The organism is Streptomyces sp. NPDC047061 (genome assembly GCF_040643955.1).
Classification (GTDB): Bacteria; Actinomycetota; Actinomycetes; order Streptomycetales; family Streptomycetaceae; genus Streptomyces.
Map to the genome: position 1 here is coordinate 42937 of NZ_JBEYVI010000004.1, position 19822 is coordinate 62758.

At 70.1% G+C, this 19822-nt stretch carries 16 protein-coding genes and 4 tRNA genes; 14 read left to right on the top strand and 6 right to left on the bottom strand.

The genetic code is table 11. From position 1 onward, the window contains the following. Positions 1 to 34 precede the first annotated feature (34 nt). The 10 genes from ABZ887_RS08615 to ABZ887_RS08660 all read left to right on the top strand — a co-directional run bounded on the left by ABZ887_RS08615 (position 35) and on the right by ABZ887_RS08660 (position 10615). Positions 35 to 385 (top strand): metallopeptidase family protein, encoded by a 351-nt coding sequence (locus ABZ887_RS08615; protein ID WP_352361908.1) that lies wholly within the window; start codon positions 35 to 37, stop codon positions 383 to 385. 55 nt (positions 386 to 440) lie between these two features. Continuing rightward, complete coding sequence (locus ABZ887_RS08620; protein ID WP_361284746.1) at positions 441 to 1901, top strand: metallophosphoesterase; 1461 nt, start codon at positions 441 to 443, stop codon at positions 1899 to 1901. A 188-nt stretch (positions 1902 to 2089) separates the two neighbouring features. After that, a tRNA-Glu gene (locus ABZ887_RS08625) sits at positions 2090 to 2162 on the top strand. A 37-nt stretch (positions 2163 to 2199) separates the two neighbouring features. After that, positions 2200 to 2274 (top strand) — tRNA-Asp (locus ABZ887_RS08630). A 24-nt stretch (positions 2275 to 2298) separates the two neighbouring features. Next, a tRNA-Phe gene (locus ABZ887_RS08635) sits at positions 2299 to 2372 on the top strand. 286 nt (positions 2373 to 2658) lie between these two features. After that, positions 2659 to 5520, top strand: coding sequence for a PKD domain-containing protein (locus tag ABZ887_RS08640; protein WP_361284749.1), 2862 nt, complete (start codon positions 2659 to 2661; stop codon positions 5518 to 5520). Positions 5521 to 5588: 68 nt separating this feature from the next. Then, entirely contained in the window at positions 5589 to 5882 is a 294-nt protein-coding gene (locus ABZ887_RS08645; RefSeq protein WP_361284752.1) for a hypothetical protein, read from the top strand. 194 nt (positions 5883 to 6076) lie between these two features. Next, complete coding sequence (gene hrpA / locus ABZ887_RS08650) at positions 6077 to 10045, top strand: ATP-dependent RNA helicase HrpA (protein WP_361284755.1); 3969 nt, start codon at positions 6077 to 6079, stop codon at positions 10043 to 10045. Positions 10046 to 10139: 94 nt separating this feature from the next. Further along, positions 10140 to 10214 (top strand) — tRNA-Asp (locus ABZ887_RS08655). 209 nt (positions 10215 to 10423) lie between these two features. Beyond that, the gene (locus tag ABZ887_RS08660) at positions 10424 to 10615 is read left to right on the top strand and encodes a DUF6274 family protein (RefSeq protein WP_361284758.1); all 192 of its coding nucleotides are present in this window, start codon (positions 10424 to 10426) and stop codon (positions 10613 to 10615) included. Between the two features lie 510 nt (positions 10616 to 11125). Here ABZ887_RS08660 and bldC read toward each other — a convergent pair. Continuing rightward, positions 11126 to 11332 carry a developmental transcriptional regulator BldC gene (bldC, locus tag ABZ887_RS08665; protein WP_003949541.1) on the bottom strand — a complete coding sequence of 69 codons (207 nt, stop codon included), beginning with the start codon at positions 11330 to 11332 and terminating at the stop codon, positions 11126 to 11128. Between the two features lie 619 nt (positions 11333 to 11951). Beyond that, positions 11952 to 12794 carry a hypothetical protein gene (locus ABZ887_RS08670; RefSeq protein ID WP_361284761.1) on the bottom strand — a complete coding sequence of 281 codons (843 nt, stop codon included), beginning with the start codon at positions 12792 to 12794 and terminating at the stop codon, positions 11952 to 11954. Positions 12795 to 13059: 265 nt separating this feature from the next. Between ABZ887_RS08670 and ABZ887_RS08675 the strand changes: the two genes are divergently transcribed. Beyond that, positions 13060 to 14151, top strand: coding sequence for a Glu/Leu/Phe/Val dehydrogenase dimerization domain-containing protein (locus tag ABZ887_RS08675; RefSeq protein ID WP_361284764.1), 1092 nt, complete (start codon positions 13060 to 13062; stop codon positions 14149 to 14151). Positions 14152 to 14451: 300 nt separating this feature from the next. After that, entirely contained in the window at positions 14452 to 14715 is a 264-nt protein-coding gene (locus ABZ887_RS08680; RefSeq protein ID WP_361284767.1) for a DUF3073 domain-containing protein, read from the top strand. A 116-nt stretch (positions 14716 to 14831) separates the two neighbouring features. On the opposite strand, the gene purM is transcribed toward ABZ887_RS08680, so the two are convergent. From purM to ABZ887_RS08700, 4 genes are all read right to left on the bottom strand, one after another. After that, positions 14832 to 15908 (bottom strand): phosphoribosylformylglycinamidine cyclo-ligase, encoded by a 1077-nt coding sequence (purM, locus tag ABZ887_RS08685; protein ID WP_361284770.1) that lies wholly within the window; start codon positions 15906 to 15908, stop codon positions 14832 to 14834. A gap of 31 nt (positions 15909 to 15939) precedes the next feature. Continuing rightward, positions 15940 to 17469, bottom strand: a complete 1530-nt coding sequence (gene purF, locus ABZ887_RS08690; protein ID WP_361284773.1) for an amidophosphoribosyltransferase — start codon at positions 17467 to 17469, stop codon at positions 15940 to 15942. Between the two features lie 255 nt (positions 17470 to 17724). Next, positions 17725 to 18072, bottom strand: coding sequence for an META domain-containing protein (locus ABZ887_RS08695; protein WP_361284776.1), 348 nt, complete (start codon positions 18070 to 18072; stop codon positions 17725 to 17727). Positions 18073 to 18210: 138 nt separating this feature from the next. Then, positions 18211 to 19008, bottom strand: a complete 798-nt coding sequence (locus tag ABZ887_RS08700; protein ID WP_361284779.1) for a sterol carrier family protein — start codon at positions 19006 to 19008, stop codon at positions 18211 to 18213. A 75-nt stretch (positions 19009 to 19083) separates the two neighbouring features. Between ABZ887_RS08700 and ABZ887_RS08705 the strand changes: the two genes are divergently transcribed. Both ABZ887_RS08705 and ABZ887_RS08710 read left to right on the top strand, forming a co-directional pair. Beyond that, positions 19084 to 19287 (top strand): helix-turn-helix domain-containing protein, encoded by a 204-nt coding sequence (locus ABZ887_RS08705; RefSeq protein WP_361284781.1) that lies wholly within the window; start codon positions 19084 to 19086, stop codon positions 19285 to 19287. Positions 19288 to 19294: 7 nt separating this feature from the next. Beyond that, positions 19295 to 19759: a Clp protease N-terminal domain-containing protein gene (locus ABZ887_RS08710; RefSeq protein WP_361284784.1), complete on the top strand. Its 465-nt coding sequence runs from the start codon at positions 19295 to 19297 to the stop codon at positions 19757 to 19759. Positions 19760 to 19822: the final 63 nt, after the last annotated feature.

Consider the following 19822-nt stretch of genomic DNA (forward strand, 5'->3'; position numbering starts at 1 on the left):
CCCGTTCCACGCGTTCGTCCCCGACAATGGCCCTGTGCTGGAGATGACCCGCGACGGGTTCGAAGAACTGGTGAGCGAGGCCCTGGACCGGATCCCGCCGGAGCTGACGCGGGTCATGGACAACGTGGCCGTGTTCGTGGAGGACGAGCCGTCCGCCGACGACCCGGAGCTGCTGGGCCTCTACGAGGGCACGCCGCTCACCGAGCGCGGGGAGTGGTACGCCGGGGTCCTCCCCGACCGCATCACGATCTACATGGGACCGACCCTGCGGTATTGCGAGACACCGGAGGACGTGGTCCACGAGGTCGCCGTGACCGTCGTCCACGAGGTGGCACACCATTTCGGCATCGGGGACGCCCGCCTCCACGAACTGGGCTGGGGCTGACCCGCCGGCGCCCCAAGCCCGCATATGAGCTGGCAATCCTGGGCATACGGCACCAATGGCCCGCGTCCGCACCCGAACCCGAGCCCGCCCGCCCGTCCTGGAACTCGCCCCCGAGGCACACGAGCCGCCCGCCTGGAGCCGCGCCCTCGGGCTGGCCGCCGTCGTGCTCGTCGGCGCCTGGCTCGGCCTGCTGATCGTCGGGAACGTCCGCACCCAGGTCGGCCCGATGGACACGACGATGACACTGCGCCCGTCCCTCAGCGGCGGCACGAAGATCAACGTCTCACCGCTGGGCGCCCTGTACCTGGACACCCACGCCGGCCCCGTCCGCCTCGACGTCAACGTCGACCAGCTCGACCCGGTCCGCTCCCAGGCCCTGGTCGACCACCCCGAGCGCCTCTCCGGACTCCAGGACGAGGTCGCCCACGACGTCGAGCACGGCACCCTCGACCTGGCCGTACGCTCCTGCGTGGCCGTCGTCGCCGGTGCCACCGCCCTCGGCCTCGCGGTCTACCGCCGCCCGCGCCGCGCCCTGGCCTCCGGGGGCCTCGCCCTCGCCCTGCTCGTCTCCTCGGGCGCGACCGCGTACGCCACCTGGAACCCCGAGTCGGTCCTGGAACCCAGGTTCTCCGGCCTGCTCTCCTCCGCCCCGGCGCTGGTCGGCAACGCGCGCAGCATCGTCACCGAGTTCGACGTCTACCAGAAGGAACTGGCCCGCCTGGTGACGAACGTGACGAAGCTGTACGACGTGACGTCCACGCTCCCCGCCTACTCCCCGGACCCCGCCACCCTCCGCGTCCTGCACGTCTCCGACATCCACCTGAACCCGGCGAGCTGGAAGATCATCGCCTCGCTGGTGGAGCAGTACAAGGTGAACGTGATCGTGGACTCCGGCGACACCATGGACCACGGCACGGCGGCCGAGAACGGCTTCCTGGACCCCATCGCCGACCTGGGCGTGCCGTACGTCTGGGTCCGGGGCAACCACGACTCCCGCACCACCCAGCGCTACCTCTCCCGCATGAAGAACGTGCACGTCCTGGACGACGGCCGCGCCGAGACGATCGCCGGGCTGCGCTTCGCCGGGATCGGCGACCCCCAGTTCACCCCGGACCGCTCGACCGCCCCCGGCGGTGACGCGGCCGAGGAGCTGGCCGGGGACCGCCTGGCCACGGCCCTGCGGGAACAGCGGGCGGCCGACACCCCGGTGGACGTCGCGATCGTCCACGAGCCGACGGCGGCCCGGATGACGGACGGCGAGGTGCCCCTGGTCCTGGCGGGCCACCTCCACCACGAACAGACGGAGATCCTCGCGCACGGCACCCGGCTGCGCGTGGAGGGTTCCACGGGCGGCAGCGGGCTCCGGGCGGTCGAGGGCAGGTACCCGGACCCGATCGAGGCCTCGATCCTCTACTTCGACCGGGACAGCCGGCGGCTCCAGGCCTGGGACGAGATCAGACTGGGCGGTCTGGGCGAGACGACGGCCGAGGTCAGCCGCCACCTCCCCGAGACGTAATCGATCAGCGGCTCCACCGCGGGCCGGCCGGGGGCCACCCCTCCCCCTCGGAGAGCCCGTCACCCTCAGGAGGCACCCCTGGAACCCCGTCGCCCTCGGGGTCGTAAACCGTTTTGGCGATACTCCCCGCGATCCCATATGCTTCTCACGTCCCCGACGCGCTGACGAAGCGCGCAGGCGGGCCGATAGCCCTCATCGTCTAGCGGCCTAGGACGCCGCCCTTTCAAGGCGGTAGCACGGGTTCGAATCCCGTTGGGGGCACGCAAGATCGTGTGCAACACTGTTGCACACACAGCTTGGTCCTGTGGAGCAGTTTGGAGTGCTCGCCACCCTGTCAAGGTGGAGGCCGCGGGTTCAAATCCCGTCAGGACCGCTGAGGTTTCACGTGAAACCTCGTGGCTGGGTAGCTCAGTTGGTACGAGCGATCGCCTGAAAAGCGATAGGTCGCCGGTTCGACCCCGGCCCCAGCCACAACAAACAGCCCCTCCGGGATTCCGGAGGGGCTGTTCTCGTACCACCTCATGCCACCCGCGCTATGCCATCCGCGCCAGCAGTTCTGCTTTGCCTGCCGACCGGCTCCGTTTTGAGCAAGGCGAGGCCGGATCATGGCATTCCTTGGGAATCAGGCTGCGATCATGACAGCTGCATGCCAACGCTGAGCTGAACCGGCCCGGGCCCCAAGCACACCTGCCCCCAAGGCCGTTCACCCCCATCCGGCGTTCTCGTGACCGCACCGCGAACGCTCCCGGGAGACCCCGTGCACAGATCCCGCCCCACCGTCGGCCTGCCCCTCGCCCTGATCGTCGTGGCGGGGGTGATGAGCGGCCTGGGCGGCGGGTCCGCGATGGCCGACCCGGGGACCGACGGGACGCTGTACGTGAACCACGACGTGGCCTGCAACGACAGCGGGACGGGGACACCGAGCCTGCCCTTCTGCACCGTGCAGGCCGCAGCGGACGTGGTGGAGCCGGGGGACACGGTCCGGATCCTGTCGCCGACCGGCGATCCGTACTCGGGATCGGTGACCCTGACCCGGTCGGGGACGAGTGACGCGCCGATCACGTTCACGGGGGCACAACCCGGTACGGCCGGTTCGCGGGCGGTGTTCGGGTGGCCCGGCTCCGCACCCGCGCTGACGCTGGACGCGGTGCACGACGTGCACGTGGAATCGCTGGCCTTCACCGACGACGGCGGAAACGGTGTGGCGGTCACCGGATCCACGCACGTGACCCTCGACCGGCTGGCGATCAACCGCCCGGCCCTCGCGGCCCCGGCCACGGGGAGCGCGGTCAGCGTGGACGGCATGTCGTCGGACGTCACCGTGTCACGGAGCTGGCTGGGCCCCTCGTACGGGTACGGCGTGCGGACGGAACCCGGAGCGGCGCGGGTCACCGTGACGACCAACGAGATCACCACGATGCGGGAGGGCGCCGTCGTGGTCACCGGAACGTCCGACGCGGACGTGACGAGCAACACGATCCTGGCGGCGTGTGCCGGCGGAATCTCGCTGGACGGCGCAAGCTCCGGGGTGGTGGAGAACAACGTCGTCATCACCCCCGGGTCGGCGCAGGGCAGCACCTGCCCGGCGCCGACCGCTCCGCTCTACGCGGTGTCGGCCGACTCCACGGCCGAGGTCACCGCCGACTACAACGTGGCGGCGAACGACGCGGGCCCGTCCGCCCCGGCGCGCACCGAGTACTCCTGGGGCGGCACCGCCTACGCCACCAGCGCGGCGTTCCGGGCCGGGACCGGACAGGCCACCCACGACATCGACGGGCTCGTGGTCGTTCTCGGGAGCCAGCCGCCCGAGCGCTCTCCCCTCGTCGACTCCGCCGACGCCGCCGCACCCGGCGAACTCGGCACCGACTTCGGGGGTCACCCGCGGGCCGACGATCCGATCGTCGGCAACACCGGCACCGGCGCACCGGCGCCCGACCGGGGCGCCCTGGAGCGGGCGGACGTCATCACGATTCCCGCCGACGCCTACCCATCGAGCGGCGTCGCGCCGTTCGAGACCTCGGTGAAGACGGACGCCGTCAGCAACTGGGCCAAGGCGCTCACGTACTCCGTCGACTTCGGGGACGGCAGCGACCCGGCCACCGGAGCGCAGGGCACCCCGATCACCCACACTTACACCACGCCGGGCCGGTACCTCACCCGCATCACGGTCACCGACAGCGACGGAACGAGCACGTCCGGAACCACCTGGACGACGGCGGGCACGGCCACACCGCCGACGGCGACACTGTCCGCGGCCGCCGACACCGCGAACGACGGCACGGTCAACGCGGGTGCCGCGCAGTTCACCGCCGCGGAACCGGCCGACTCGTGGGAGGTCCTCAGCCGGGTCCTGGCCTACGGGGACGGCAGCCAGGAGGCGCTGGGCGACGGGGTCGGACAGGCACTGCACCAGTACCCGGCCCCCGGCACCTACACCGCCACGCTGACGCAGACGGACCGCCTGGGCCGCACCACCACCGCCACGACCACCTTCCACGCCGCGGACACCTACGTGGCGACGATCCCGCAGCACGACACCGAGAAGACGATCGCCGCCCACGGCATCCTGAAGCTCTCGGCCGCCACCCTGCACGCGGACTCCGGCGGCGTCGACGCCGCCCAGCTGCAGCTCGTCACCAGCGCCGCCAAGGCGAGCGGCTCACTCACCCTCTACACCGCCGGCACCACCCGCCCCGGCACCTCCACCATCGGCTTCGAGCCCGGCCGGACGGCGCTCGACCAGGCGACGGTCAAGGTCACCCCGACCGGTTCGGTCGACCTCTACAACGGCAGCTCCGGCGCGGTCACGGTCAATGTCGCCACCGTCGGCCTCCAGTCGCACGCCCAGTACGCCGACACCTACCACCCGGTCGCTCCGGTCCGCCTGCTCGACACCCGCACCGGTACCGGCGGCAGCACCGGCCCGGTCGCCGGCGGCCACTCGATCACGCTGTCGGTCGGCGGCACCCACGGTGTCCCGGCCGGGGCGACGGCGGTGGTCCTCAACACCACCGCGACCGGCACCAAGTCCTCCGGCAATCTGGTCCTCTCCACGCACGGCACCACCGGCTCCAGCCTGACCGGCCCGTACTGGACCACCGGACAGACCGCCTCCGCCCAGATCACGCTCCCCCTGAAGGACGGCAAGGTGGTGCTGCACAACGCCGGCAAGGGTTCGGCGCAGCTCGTCGCGGACCTCGCCGGCTGGTACGGCACCGCCACGGGCGGCTCGGAGTTCCTGCCGGTCACCCCCGCCCGCGTCCTCAACACCCGCACCGGAACCGGCACCGGCAAGGTCGCCAGGCTCGCCGCCCACGCCACCCTCAAGCTCAAGGTCACCGGCGCCCACGGCGTCCCGGCGACCGGAGTCACCGCCGCCGACCTGAACCTCACGGTGCCCGCCCCGTCCGGCAGCGGCTACCTCGTCGCCTACCCCGACGGCACCCCGCGGCCCGGCGTCTACTCCCTGAACTTCACCAAGGGACACACCACGGCCAACCGCGCACTGGTCAAGGTCGGCACCGACGGCGAGATCGACCTCTACAACGCCGGTTCCGGCCCGGTGGACGTGTACGCAGACCTGCTGGGCGACTACGACGTCTTCCCCGCCACGTCCTGAATCTCCTTGGCGGCGCGACCCGCCGCCGCTAGTTTCTGGCGGGTCGACACATCACCAGGGTGGGGAAGATGAACCGGGATCAGGACATACAGCTGGAGAAGGACCGTGCGCGCTACGGCCTTCTCGCCGTCGTCGTCAGCAACCTCGCGATCGCCGGGGTCGCGGTCTTCGGCGTCTGGCGGCTCAACGGCAACGAGTCGGTGATCATCGGCGTCCTCACCGCCGCCTTCACGGCGGTGAGCAGCATGACCACGGCATACCTCGGGATCAAGGCCGTATCCAACACGGCGAAGTCCATCGCGGCAGCCACCTCCACCCCACCCGCCCCCACCCCTACGACCCCGGCCCAGCGGACCCCGTAGGGGCGGCACGCCTGCCCGCAGCTGGGGTGGCTGTGAAAGGGGCGGCTGGGCAGCGCCCTGTCAGGGGCGCGGGGAACTGCGCGACCAGCCCCCACCCACCCGAACCACGACCCGCACCCCTCACAACCCGGCCGAACCGCCGGAGGCAAAAGCGTTCGCCATGAATTTCCCCGAGGTGAGATCCTGGACCGCGTATGTCTACGCACCCCGCCCCCGCCCTCGGCCCCCTCGCCCCTCGCCTGACCGAGCTCTCACTGCGCGACGCGCACCGGCTCGGGCGCAGGCTGGAAGGTGCGCGCAAGATCCGTAAACCGGAGGCCCGGGCCGCCGTCCTCGCCGAGATCGAGGCAGAGGTGGCCAGGGCCGAGGAACGGATGGCCGGCCGCCGCTCCGTCGTGCCCGCCGTGTCGTACCCCGAGCAGCTGCCCGTCAGCCAGAAGAAGGACGAGATCGCCGAGGCGATACGCGACCACCAGGTCGTGATCGTGGCCGGCGAGACCGGCTCTGGGAAGACCACCCAGATCCCCAAGATCTGTCTGGAACTCGGGCGCGGCGTGCGCGGCATGATCGGGCACACCCAGCCCCGCCGGATCGCCGCCCGTACCGTCGCCGAGCGGGTGGCGGAGGAGCTGCGGACGCCGCTCGGGGAGTCCGTCGGCTGGAAGGTCCGCTTCACCGACCAGGTGAACCCCGACGCCACCTTCATCAAGCTGATGACGGACGGCATCCTGCTCGCCGAGATCCAGACCGACCGCGAGCTGCGCGCCTACGACACGATCATCATCGACGAGGCCCACGAGCGGTCCCTCAACATCGACTTCCTGATGGGATACCTGGCCCAGCTGCTGCCGCGCCGCCCCGACCTCAAGGTCGTCATCACCTCGGCGACCATCGACCCCGAGCGGTTCTCCCGGCACTTCGGCGACGCCCCGATCGTGGAGGTGAGCGGCCGGACGTACCCCGTGGAGGTCCGCTACCGGCCGCTCCTGGAGGAGGACTCGGACGACGCCGACCGGGACCAGATCACGGCCATCTGCGACGCCGTGGAGGAACTCCAGGCCGAGGGACCGGGGGACATCCTCGTCTTCCTCTCCGGCGAGCGGGAGATCCGGGACACGGCCGACGCGCTCACCAGGAAGAACTATCCCCGCGCCGGAGGCGCTGGTGGGCAGAGTACGGAGGTCCTGCCGCTCTACGCGCGCCTCTCGCACGCCGAGCAGCACCGGGTCTTCCAGCCGCACACCGGCCGCAGGATCGTTCTGGCGACCAACGTCGCCGAGACCTCGCTGACCGTGCCCGGCATCAAGTACGTCATCGACCCCGGCTTCGCGCGTATCTCCCGCTACAGCCACCGCACCAAGGTGCAGCGGCTGCCCATCGAGGCGGTCTCGCAGGCCAGCGCCAACCAGCGCAAGGGCCGCTGCGGCCGTACCTCCGACGGCATCTGCATCCGGCTGTACGACGAGGACGACTTCCTCGCCCGCCCGGAGTTCACGGACCCCGAGATCCTCCGGACCAACCTCGCCTCCGTCATCCTCCAGATGACCGCGGCCGGCCTCGGCGACATCGAGAGGTTCCCCTTCATCGACCCGCCGGACCACCGCAACATCCGGGACGGCGTGCAGCTGCTCCAGGAGCTGGGCGCGATCGACCCGGCCGAGAAGGACCCGCGCAAGCGGCTCACCGACACCGGCCGCAAGCTCGCCCAGCTGCCCGTCGACCCGCGGCTCGCCCGCATGGTCCTGGAGGCCGACAAGAACGGCTGTGTCCGCGAGGTCATGGTCATCGCCGCCGCGCTCTCCATCCAGGACCCGCGCGAACGCCCGGCCGAGAAGCAGACCCAGGCCGACCAGCAGCACGCCCGCTTCCGCGACGAGACCAGCGACTTCCTGGCCTTCCTCAACCTGTGGAGGTACATCAGGGAGCAGCAGAAGGAGCGCGGCTCCAGTTCCTTCCGGCGGATGTGCAAGCAGGAGTTCCTGAACTTCCTGCGCATCCGGGAGTGGCAGGACATCTACACGCAGCTGCGCACGGTCGCCAAGCAGATGGGCATCCACCTCAGCGAGGACGACGCCCCCGGCGACCGCGTGCACGTCTCGCTGCTCGCCGGCCTCCTCTCCCACATCGGCATGAAGGACGTGAAGGACGGCGCGAAGAACGAGTACCTGGGCGCGCGGAACGCCAAGTTCGCGCTCTTCCCGGGCTCCGCGCTGTTCAAGAAGACTCCCCGGTTCGTGATGTCGGCGGAGCTGGTGGAGACCTCGCGGCTCTGGGCCCGGGTCAACGCGAAGATCGAGCCGGAGTGGGTCGAGCCGCTCGCCGAGCACCTCCTCAAGCGGACGTACAGCGAACCGCACTGGGAGAAGGACCAGGCGGCCGTGATGGCCCTGGAGAAGGTCACGCTCTACGGCGTACCGATCGTCGCCGACCGGAAGGTGAACTATGGCCGGATCGACCCGGAGGCCAGCCGCGAGCTTTTCATTCGCAACGCACTGGTCGAGGGCGACTGGCGGACCCACCACAAGTTCTTCGCCGACAACCGCAGGCTGCTGAGCGAGGTCGAGGAGCTGGAGCACCGGGCGCGGCGCCGGGACATCGTCGTCGACGACGACACGCTCTTCGACTTCTACGACCAGCGGGTGCCCGAACACGTCGTCTCCGGCGCCCACTTCGACTCCTGGTGGAAGCACAAGCGGCACGAGCAGCCGGAGTTCCTGGACTTCGAGCGGGAGATGCTGATCCGGGAGTCGGCGGAGGCGGTCACCAAGGCCGACTACCCGGACTCCTGGCGGCAGGGGCAGCTGAAGTTCCGGGTGACGTACCAGTTCGAGCCGGGTGCGGACGCGGACGGTGTGACCGTCCACATCCCGCTCCAGGTCCTCAACCAGGTCAGGGACGAGGGCTTCGACTGGCAGATCCCGGGCCTCAGGGAAGAGGTGGTCACGGAGCTGATCCGCACCCTCCCGAAGCCCGTCCGCCGCAACTACGTGCCGGCGCCGAACTTCGCGAAGCGCTTCCTGGACACCGCGGTCCCCCTCCAGGAGCCCCTCACCACGACCATGGTGCGCGAGCTCAGGCGCATGGTCGGCGTGCCCTTCGAGGCCGAGGACTTCGACTGGGCGCGGGTCCCCGACCACCTCAAGATCACGTTCCGGATCGTCGACGAACGGCGCCGGAAGCTGGCCGAGGACAAGGACCTGGAGTCGCTGAAGCTCCGCCTGAAGCCGAAGGCGCGCCAGGCCCTCTCCCAGGCCGCCGCGGCCACCGCGGAGCGCCAGGGCGGCGAGTCCCTGGAGCGCAAGGGCCTCACGGACTGGACGATCGGCACGCTCACGCGCGTCTTCGAGACGCGTCGGGCAGGCCAGCCGGTGAAGGCCTACCCGGCCCTCGTCGACGACGGCGACACGGTCTCCGTCCGCCTCTTCGACACCGAGGAGGAGCAGGCCGAGGCGATGTGGAAGGGCACGCGGCGGCTCGTCCTCCGCAACATCCCGGTGAACCCGGCGAAGTTCGCCTCGGAGAAGCTGACGAACGCCCAGAAGCTCGCGCTGTCGGCGAACCCCCACGGCACCATCCAGGCCCTGTTCGACGACTGCGCGATGGCGGCGGCGGACAAGCTGATCGCCGACTTCGGGGGACCGGTGTGGGACGAGGAGTCGTACCGGAAGCTGTACGACAAGGTGCGCGCCGAGATCGTCGACACGACGGTCCGGACGGTCGGGCAGGTGCAGCAGGTGCTGGCCGCCTGGCAGGCCTGTGAGCGCCGTCTGAAGGGTGTACGGAGCCCCGCGCTCCTTGCGAACCTGACCGACGTCCGCAAGCAGCTGGACGCCCTGGTGAAGCCCGGTTTCGTGACCTGGGCCGGTATACGACGCCTCCCCGACCTCATGCGCTACCTGGTCGCCGCCGACCGCCGCCTCCAGCAGATGCCGACCAACGTCCAGCGGGACACCACCCGCATGGAGAAGGTCCACGAGATGCAGGACGAGTACGCCTGGCTCCTGGAGCAGCTCCCTCAGGGCCGGCCGGTGCCGCAGCAGGTCCTGGACATCCGCTGGATGCTGGAGGAACTGCGGGTCAGCTACTTCGCGCATGCGCTGGGGACCGCGTACCCGATCTCCGACAAGCGGATCGTGAAGGCGATCGACACGGCCGCACCGTAACCGACCGGGCACGCTAAGTGAGTTCGACCGGGGCCCGCACCCTCCTGTACAGTCCTTCTCGCAGCACAACGCAAGACAAAGTGCCGCGAAACCTGGTCCTGTGGAGCAGTTTGGAGTGCTCGCCACCCTGTCAAGGTGGAGGCCGCGGGTTCAAATCCCGTCAGGACCGCACAACACCGAGGCCCGTTTCCCTTCCGAGGGAAGCGGGCCTCAGGCGTTACCGCCCGACGACGACCTCCCTCGCCACCCGGTCAGGGGAAGCGGGCCTCTTCCGTGTTCGGCGGCCGGGAACGAGCCCGTGCCATTGACGGCGTCACATTCGCTCGGTACCCAGAAGACAGGGCCCGCTTCCCCTCGACCCCCCTCTGGAGGTGGCGTATGGCGGCTTCGGTGCGGCACGAGACGCGGGCGCTGCTGAGGGCCCACCTGGCGGCCGCCTCGTCGTACCGGCATCTGACCCGCCACTGCGCGGTCTGCCATCAGCTGCTGCGGCTGGCCATGGACTCCGCCCCGCACACCGCCGAGGCTCCCGAGGACGCCGTGGAGGACCAGGGCCCCGTCGGCGCGTGACGGTGCCCCAACGGCCGTTCCCCCAAGGGCCGATGGAGCAGGCCGCTCCTCTATCGCACCCGGGACAGTACAAACAACCCGTGCGGTATGTGACGGGTGTCACCGCATGAGTTTCCGAAACGGTGGCACTTACCCCCTTCCTACAACTGGTCAATTTAATATGTGCAATTGCACCACCCCGAGGACCCGCCCCGGAGCCGCACCGGATCCCCTCCGGACGCCCGCACAGCAGATCCGACAGCGATCCCCAGAGTCCGACAAGGCTGCTCACAGAGCCGCTGGTTACGGTGGCCGAAGGCCCCACAGGACCCCATGGACGCACAAAAAAGATCGCGCTGGACCCGGCGGAGTCCAGCGCGATCTACGACGCACCCTGTATCGCTTGCCTGAGAAGTCTCTTGTCGGCCTGGGCGTAGGTCCTGTTGGGGCAGGTCCTGCGTCGCTCGGAGCTAGGGTTGGGGCACCTCGGCCAGTTGGGGGACCGGTCGGTTTGCCCGCTATTCAGTTGGGTCAGGCCTCGCTGCGCTGCTGCGGAATGCCCGCCAGCAGGGCGCGCACCTCAGCCTCGCGGTAGCGGCGGTGTCCGCCGAGCGTGCGGATCGACGTGAGCTTGCCGGCCTTCGCCCACCGCGTGACCGTCTTGGGGTCGACGCGGAACATCGTGGCGACCTCAGCCGGGGTCAGCAGCGGCTCGGCATCAGGGGTGCGAGCGGTCATGAGCGGCCTCCTCGGGAGAACCGAACCTTCTCGGTTCTTTCCTCTAAATTCTGCACCTTGACCCGCGTTGCCCGAAATGGCGGACGCGAGTCGAGTCGGTTATAGGACGAACGGCTTGTCCTCGGCACTACAACTACACCATCTGTCCAGCCGCGTCGGCCAAACCGATGGAATTGCCCTCCCAGGTAGGCATCAGCCGCGGAAGCCGATGGACCATGCCATAGCGGACAGTCACGCCTCTGTGACGATCAGTCACAGGACGATCAGGAGTCACCAGACCCCCCAAAGCACGTAATGCTGAGAATCCGCCCACAGTGCACCACACTTGGACGGATGGAGACCTCCCCGGACTCCTTGTCCTATTTTGGCACGAGGAGTGGCAAGAGGCGCAAGAGCCGTGTAAGTGCTATCCGTCACCCTTGACGCAAAAGCCCGGATCGAGATCCAACGTCCAGTGCGTTCACTGAAGTGCCGTCAACGTACGTTGTTTCATGCCTTCTGGGCCGTGACGTACATCACTCACCGCACACACGTCACGCAGGTGTCATCCGGCTGTAAACACCATCAGACGCCCCATCAGTCAGTACGGATCAGTGGGCATCCACGCTCAGACCGGCACTCAGTTCGCCGAACGCCGGTCCCGTACCGTCCGCCACCGCTCCACCAGCCGCCCGTACGCCGCCCCGGCCGCGGCCCCGTCGCCTAGGCGCAGCGCCTCGATGCCGGCCGCCACGTCGGCCGCGGAGTGGTCGTCCTCGAGGTCCCCGGCCGGCAGGGTGTGCACCAGGCCGCCGTAGTCCAGTTCGACCAGCGAGCGCGGGTGGAACTCCTCCAGCCAGCGGCCGACGTCCACCAGGCCGTCGATCAGCGGCCCTTCCTCCACGGTGTCCTTGAGCGTGCGCAGCGCCCGGGCCACCCGGCGCCGGGCCTGCACCATCGGCGTGCGGTAGCGCAGCATCGGCGGGATCTCCGCGGTGCCCTTCTCGTACCGGCGCTCCTCGTCGGAGACCAGCACGAACCAGTTCAGCGGCACCTGCCAGGTCGCGGTGCGGATCCAGGGCCGGGAGTCGGGGTTGCGGACCAGCCAGCGCTCGTAGTCCATCGCGGCCTGCCGGCGCACGACCGGCGGCAGCATCGCGTCCAGGACGGGCTTCGGCAGTTCGTCGGAGAGCTCCTGCAGGGCCTGCCAGCCGCGCAGCCGGGTCCGCCACGGGCAGACGCAGACGACGCCGTCGACCTCCAGGACGAACGCGTCGGCGCTCTCCTGCACCGGCACCGCGACCGGCGGGGTGGGCAGCAAGTCGGCCAGGGAACGGCGGAGTTCGTCCTGGTACGAGGGGCGCTCCGGGCGGCGGGCGTAGCGCGTCCAGTGGTCGCGCTCCCGGTCCGGGAAGGCGGCCAGCGGCTCGTACACACGCAGGTACGTCGCGTAGGGGACGACCACCGAGGACACCTTGGGCACGCCTGCTCCCTCCCCATCGGACCGGGCTCGAAACCAGCGGAACCCACGGCGGAGCCATGACGGAGCCGGCCGGGGCCGGCCGCGGAAACCACAGCAAATCGTCCCACGCTCATACGTGCACACACGGCACGGGAGAGTGATCCTGAACACTGCGCGGATGGTGTGCGGGCAATGGCTCTACGCTCATGCCACGGCCCCCGCCACCCTTACGGGAGCCCCCGCTTCCACCGCCGCGACACACGCGACACAACCGGGAGTCACCACAGTGACCGACGTTTCCACCGGCGTCCTGCACACCCTGTTCCACTCGGACCAGGGCGGTCACGAGCAGGTCGTGCTCTGTCAGGACCGCAAGAGCGGCCTCAAGGCCGTCATCGCCATCCACTCCACCGCGCTGGGCCCCGCCCTCGGCGGCACCCGCTTCTACCCGTACGCCAACGAGGAGGAGGCCGTCGCCGACGCCCTCAACCTCGCGCGCGGGATGTCGTACAAGAACGCCATGGCCGGGCTCGACCACGGCGGCGGCAAGGCCGTGATCATCGGGGACCCGGACCGGGACAAGACCGAGGAGCTGCTGCTCGCCTACGGGCGGTTCGTGGCCTCGCTCGGCGGCCGGTACGTCACCGCCTGCGACGTCGGCACGTATGTCGCCGACATGGACGTGGTGGCCCGCGAGTGCCGCTGGACCACCGGACGCTCCCCCGAGAACGGCGGCGCCGGCGACTCCTCCGTGCTCACCGCGTACGGCGTCTACCAGGGCATGCGGGCCAGCGCCCAGCACCTGTGGGGCGACCCCTCGCTGCGCGGCCGCACCGTCGGCATCGCGGGCGTCGGCAAGGTCGGCCACCACCTGGTGGAACACCTCCTGGAGGAGGGCGCCGAGGTCGTGATCACCGACGTACGGCAGGAAGCCCTCTGGCGCATCGCCGACAAGCACCCCGCCGTGGGAGTGGCCGCCGACACCGACGCCCTGATCCGGATTGAGGGCCTCGACATCTACGCCCCCTGCGCGCTCGGCGGCGCCCTCAGCGACGACTCCGTGCCGGTGCTGACCGCCCAGGTGGTGTGCGGTGCCGCCAACAACCAGCTCGCCCACCCGGGTGTCGAGAAGGACCTCGCCGACCGCGGGATCCTCTACGCGCCGGACTACGTGGTGAACGCCGGCGGGGTCATCCAGGTCGCCGACGAGCTGCACGGGTTCGACTTCGAGCGGTGCAAGGCCAAGGCGGCGGAGATCTTCGACACCACGCTGGCCATATTCGCACGTGCGAAGGACGACGGGATTCCGCCGGCCGCGGCGGCCGACCGGATCGCCGAACAGCGGATGCACGAAGCGGCAACGGCGGGTGGACGCTGACCCGACGCCGGGTTTCCGGTCGGTTTTCCGGTACCTGCCGGCGGGCAGTTGGAGAGAACTCTCACGTTCGTCGGCGGGTCGCCCGCCAGGAAGTGGTTAAAATCGTGGTTGACCAGCGGGGACGGGGCACCTCGCGGGTCATGGAGTCAGGCGCGTGGTGCGGGCGACGTACCGTATGGGCGCGGGCTCAGGTACCGTGGAAGCCCTACGGACCGGTCTCTCCGAGGAGAGTCCGTTCCGGATCATGAACGCGTGTCAGACTCTGGGGCCGTCGAGCCCCGTCACCGAGGGGGTCGAGCCATGGGGCGCGGCCGGGCCAAGGCCAAGCAGACGAAGGTCGCCCGCCAGCTGAAGTACAACAGCGGTGGGACTGACCTGTCACGTCTGGCCAACGAACTGGGCGCATCGACTTCGAGCCAGCCGCCGAACGGCGAGCCGTTCGAGGACGACGACGAGGACGAGGACGACCCGTACGCCCAGTACGCGGATCTGTACAACGACGATGAGGACGAGGACGAGGACGACCAGTCCGGTCCGCACTCCCAGCATCGTCGCGGTGCTTGACGCCTGCGGCTGCTTAGCCGCTTCACTTGCCCGGTCCGGGGTTCCATGCCGGACCGGGTTTTGTGCTGGCCTTTCGGGGCTCCGCCCCGGACCCGGCTCCTCAAACGCCGGAGAGGCTAGTTCTGTGGGTGGTCCCCCACCAGTTCCGCACCCGTGGTGTGCTCGCCGCGCTCGGTGATCTCGCCTGCCACCCAGGCCTCGACCCCGCGGTCGGCCAGTGCGGTCAGGGCCACGTCCGCCGATTCCTGCGGGACGATCGCGATCATGCCGACGCCCATGTTGAGCGTCTTCTCCAGTTCGAGCCGCTCGACGCTGCCGGTGCGGCCGACCAGGTCGAAGATCGGACCGGGGGTCCAGGTGGCGCGGTCGACGATCGCGTGCAGGTGGTCCGGGATCACCCGGGCCAGGTTCGCCGCGAGTCCGCCGCCGGTGACGTGGCTGAAGGCGTGGACCTCCGCCGTGCGCATCAGGGCCAGGCAGTCCAGCGAGTAGATCTTGGTCGGCTCCAGGAGTTCCTCGCCGAGGGTGCGGCCGAGCTCCTCGACGTGGGCGTCCAGGGCGAGGCCGGCCTGGTTCAGCAGGACGTGCCGGACCAGGGAGTACCCGTTCGAGTGAAGCCCGGAGGACGCCATGGCGATCACCGCGTCACCCGTACGGATACGATCCGGGCCGAGCAGCCGGTCAGCCTCCACGACGCCCGTACCGGCGCCGGCCACGTCGAAGTCGTCCGCGCCGAGCAGGCCCGGGTGTTCGGCCGTCTCACCGCCCACCAGGGCGCAGCCGGCCAGCACACAGCCCTCGGCGATGCCCTTGACGATGGCGGCGACCCGCTCGGGGTGGACCTTGCCGACGCAGATGTAGTCGGTCATGAACAGCGGCTCCGCGCCGCACACCACGATGTCGTCCATGACCATGGCGACCAGGTCGTGGCCGATCGTGTCGTACACGCCGAGCTGCCGGGCGATGTCCACCTTGGTGCCCACGCCGTCCGTGGCGGAGGCCAGCAGCGGCCGCTCGTAGTTCTTGAGGGCGGAGGCGTCGAAGAGGCCGGCGAAGCCTCCGAGGCCGCCGAGGACCTCGGGGCGCTGCGTCTTCTTCACCCACTCCTTCATGAGCTCCACGGCGCGGTCGCCCGCCTCGATGTCGACACCGGCAGCCGCGTAGGAAGCACCGGAAACAGGGCTCTCAGACATTGCCTGGGATCTTTCGGGTTGATGACGGGGCTTACGGGCGACGGATCGCGTCGGCCGCGGCCGTGGCTGCCGGACCGGCGGCCAGCTCGGTCTCCAGGAGCTGCTTGCCGAGCAGCTCGGGGTCCGGGAGCTCCATCGGGTACTCGCCGTCGAAGCAGGCGCGGCAGAGGTTCGGCTTGGCGATGGTGGTCGCCTCGATCATGCCGTCGATGGAGATGTACGCCAGCGAGTCGGCGCCGAGCGAGGTGCCGATCTCCTCGATGGTCATGCCGTTGGCGATGAGCTCGGCGCGGGTGGCGAAGTCGATGCCGAAGAAGCACGGCCACTTCACGGGCGGGGACGAGATCCGGATGTGGACCTCGGCGGCGCCGGCCTCCCGGAGCATCCGCACGAGCGCGCGCTGGGTGTTGCCGCGCACGATCGAGTCGTCGACGACGACCAGCCGCTTGCCCTTGATGACTTCCTTCAGCGGGTTCAGCTTCAGGCGGATGCCGAGCTGACGGATGGTCTGCGAGGGCTGGATGAAGGTCCGGCCGACGTAGGCGTTCTTGACCAGACCGTTGCCGAAGGGGATGCCGGAGGCCTCCGCGTAGCCGACGGCGGCGGGAGTGCCGGATTCCGGGGTCGCTATCACCAGGTCGGCGTCGACCGGGGCTTCCGCGGCGAGCTTCCGGCCCATCTCCACCCGGGAGAGGTAGACGTTCCGCCCGGCGATGTCGGTGTCGGGGCGGGCCAGGTACACGTACTCGAAGACACAGCCCTTGGGCTTCGCGTCAGCGAATCGCGAGGTGCGCAGACCGTTCTCGTCGATGGCGACGAACTCGCCCGGCTCGATCTCGCGGACGAAGCTGGCGCCGCAGATGTCGAGCGCGGCGGACTCGGAGGCGATGACCCAGCCGCGTTCGAGGCGGCCGAGGACCAGCGGGCGGATGCCCTGCGGGTCGCGGGCGGCGTAGAGGGTGTGCTCGTCCATGAAGACGAGCGAGAAGGCGCCCCGGACCTTCGGCAGGACCGTGTGCGCGGCCTCCTCGATGGTCAGCGGCTTGCCGTCCTCGTCGACCTGGGCCGCGAGGAGCGCGGTGAGCAGGTCGGTGTCGTTGGTGGCCGCGACCCGGGTGGACCGGCCGTTGTGGTCCTTCGGGAGTTCGGCGACCATCTCGGCGAGCTGCGCCGTGTTGACGAGGTTGCCGTTGTGGCCGAGCGCGATCGAGCCGTGCGCGGTGGCGCGGAACGTCGGCTGGGCGTTCTCCCACACGGAGGCACCGGTGGTCGAGTAGCGGGCGTGACCGACCGCGATATGACCCTGGAGCGAGCCGAGCGAGGTTTCGTCGAAGACCTGGGAGACGAGGCCCATGTCCTTGAAGACGAGGATCTGGGAGCCGTTGCTGACCGCGATACCCGCGGATTCCTGGCCCCGATGCTGGAGGGCGTAGAGCCCGAAGTACGTGAGCTTGGCGACCTCTTCACCGGGAGCCCAGACACCGAAGACGCCGCAAGCGTCCTGGGGGCCCTTCTCACCGGGGAGCAGATCGTGATTGAGGAGACCGTCACCACGTGGCACGCCACCGAGTGTAGGCGAGATCGACCACTGGTCCGAATTGGGGATACACAGCCGTAATGGATCTACGCCCGCGGGCGCCGTTGTGGCTTTCTCCATTTTCGCAGGTCAGCGCGGTGGGAGGTTTCTCCAGACGGCGTCGGTTCGTGCGGAGCGGTGCCGGCGCAACCCCCTGACACCGTATCCCTGAGTGAGGTGTCGCACATCAATCGGGGGGCCACGGCCCAGGTCGCGGCCTCGATCGCGGTCATGTCGCGGTCATGTCCTGGACAGCTGGACGCGGTCGCCGCCGGCCGTGGTGAGGGTGAGTTTCCGGTCCTCGCCCTTCATGGTCAGCGGGCCGGAGGTGAGCGTGCGGGCGAGTGCGCGCTCGAAGGTCATCCGGGCGTTGTCGCAGGCCATCCGGGTGGTGCGGGTGTGGCTCAGCCGGATCTGGTCGTCCGTGATCTGTGCCGTGGCGCTGAACTGGTTGCACCCGAAGCTGCCAGCCGCCCGGCCGTCATCGATCTTCACATGGGCGCGCGCCGGGGCGCGGTGGGTGGTGCCGTCGACGGTCACGCTGTCGACGGTCCAGTCGATCCCCGTCACCGGTGGCTGAGTCCCCACGGAGGCACCTTTCGCACTTCCACAGGCCACCACGAGCGGAACGAGCAGGGTGGCCGTCGCCGTCAGGGTCGTACGCCGCATGCGCTGTTTCAACCCGTACATGCCGTTTCGACGGCGCGCACCGGTCGATCGGTTCCCTCACCCCAGGACGGGCAGGTACGCCGCGAGGTCGGCCCGCTCCCCGCTGGCGCTGACCCTGGCGTCCGCCACGGCCTCCTGCCACGCGAGCCGTCCGGCGGCCAGCCGGATCCAGGTCAGCGGGTCGGTCTCGACGACGTTCGGCGGGGTGCCCCGGGTGTGCCGGGGCCCTTCGACGCACTGCACCACCGCGTACGGCGGCACCCGCACTTCCGTGGAGCCGCCGGGCGCCTTGACGGCGAGCGCGTCGGCGAGCAGCCGGGTGCAGGCGGCCAGGGCCTGCCGGTCGTAAGGCACCTCCAGCCCGGCGACGGCCGCGTTGAGGTCGTCGGTGTGGACGACCAGCTCGACGGCGCGGGTGACGAGGTAGTCGTCGAGGGAGAGCGCGCCGGCGCTGGTGGCGAGCAGCCGGGTGCCGGGGTGCGCGTCGAGCAGGGCGCGCAGGCCGGTGTCGGCGTCGGCGAGGTAGGCGCCGAGGTCGGGGTGGTCGGCGGCGAGGCGCCGGGTGAAGCCGTCGATCGCGGCGGCGTTGCCGGAGATCCCGAACGGCCAGTCGAGGAGGACGGCGTCGGCCTTGGCCGGCTCGGGCTGGTCCGCGGCCCGGTGGACGGCGGTGACCGCCATGCCGAGGTGGGCGACGAGGTCCCGCACGGTCCACCCCGCCAGCCGGGTGGGGAGCGCGAGCTGCTCGGCGGTGAGGCCCTCGACCGCCGCTCGCACATGGCCGAACTGGGCGAGAACCGCGGCGCGGGTCCTGGCCGGGTCGTAACTGCGGGCGCGCTTCTTGGCCTGGGGCATGGCGGTGAGCCTATCGAGCCCCTCCCTGTCAGTCTGGGTTGACAACCGGGCTGGCGTCAATCCAGACTGACACACATGAACGCAGGAGATCTCTCAGCACGCCTCAGGTCGCACGACCCCGCGGTGGGACTGCGGGCCGTGGGTGCCCTGCACCGACTGGCCGAGCAGGTCGAAGCGGCGGCCGTCGCGCGCGCCAGGGAACAGGGATGGTCCTGGGAACAGATCGGGGACGCCCTGGGCGTGTCCCGGCAGTCCGTCCACGCCAAGTACGGGAAGTGAGACGACCATGTTCGAACAGTTCGCGGCGGAGGCCCGGGCGACCGTCGCCTCGGCGCTCGAAGAGACCACGCTGCGCGGCGACCGCCGCATCGGTACCGAGCACCTCCTCCTGGGAGTGCTGCACGACCCCGGCGCGGTCCGGGCCCTCGGCACCGACCTGGAGACCGCCCGCGCCGCCCTCGACGCCCTCGACCGGTCCGCGCTGGCCGTCGTCGGCATCGACGTGCGGGGGATCGAGCGGGCCCCGATCCCCGCGTCCCGCAAACGGACCCCCTTCACGTCGGGCGCCCGCGCCGTCCTCCCCCGCGCCCTGACCGAGACCAAGAAGGCCCACAGCCGCCGCATCACACCGGAACACCTGCTGCTGGCCCTGCTCGACTGCGAGCGCCCGGATCCCGCGGCAGAACTCCTGACCGAACTCGGCATCGACCGCCCGGCCGTCCGTGACCGCATCAGGCAGACAGGGCGCTGAGAGATCGGGCGGGGCGCCGAGAGATCGGGCGGGCCCCCGCCGGTCGGCACACACGGCAGAGCG

Excerpts from the sequence above, each read along its gene's own strand:
- ABZ887_RS08620 (WP_361284746.1), top strand. The coding sequence starts at position 441 with ATGGCCCGCGTCCGCACCCGAACCCGAGCCCGCCCGCCCGTCCTGGAA.
- ABZ887_RS08645 (WP_361284752.1), top strand. The coding sequence starts at position 5,589 with ATGAACCGGGATCAGGACATACAGCTGGAGAAGGACCGTGCGCGCTAC.
- hrpA (WP_361284755.1), top strand. The coding sequence starts at position 6,077 with ATGTCTACGCACCCCGCCCCCGCCCTCGGCCCCCTCGCCCCTCGCCTG.
- ABZ887_RS08660 (WP_361284758.1), top strand. The coding sequence starts at position 10,424 with ATGGCGGCTTCGGTGCGGCACGAGACGCGGGCGCTGCTGAGGGCCCAC.
- bldC (WP_003949541.1), bottom strand. The coding sequence starts at position 11,332 with ATGACCGCTCGCACCCCTGATGCCGAGCCGCTGCTGACCCCGGCTGAG.
- ABZ887_RS08680 (WP_361284767.1), top strand. The coding sequence starts at position 14,452 with ATGGGGCGCGGCCGGGCCAAGGCCAAGCAGACGAAGGTCGCCCGCCAG.
- purM (WP_361284770.1), bottom strand. The coding sequence starts at position 15,908 with ATGTCTGAGAGCCCTGTTTCCGGTGCTTCCTACGCGGCTGCCGGTGTC.
- ABZ887_RS08700 (WP_361284779.1), bottom strand. The coding sequence starts at position 19,008 with ATGCCCCAGGCCAAGAAGCGCGCCCGCAGTTACGACCCGGCCAGGACC.
- ABZ887_RS08705 (WP_361284781.1), top strand. The coding sequence starts at position 19,084 with ATGAACGCAGGAGATCTCTCAGCACGCCTCAGGTCGCACGACCCCGCG.
- ABZ887_RS08710 (WP_361284784.1), top strand. The coding sequence starts at position 19,295 with ATGTTCGAACAGTTCGCGGCGGAGGCCCGGGCGACCGTCGCCTCGGCG.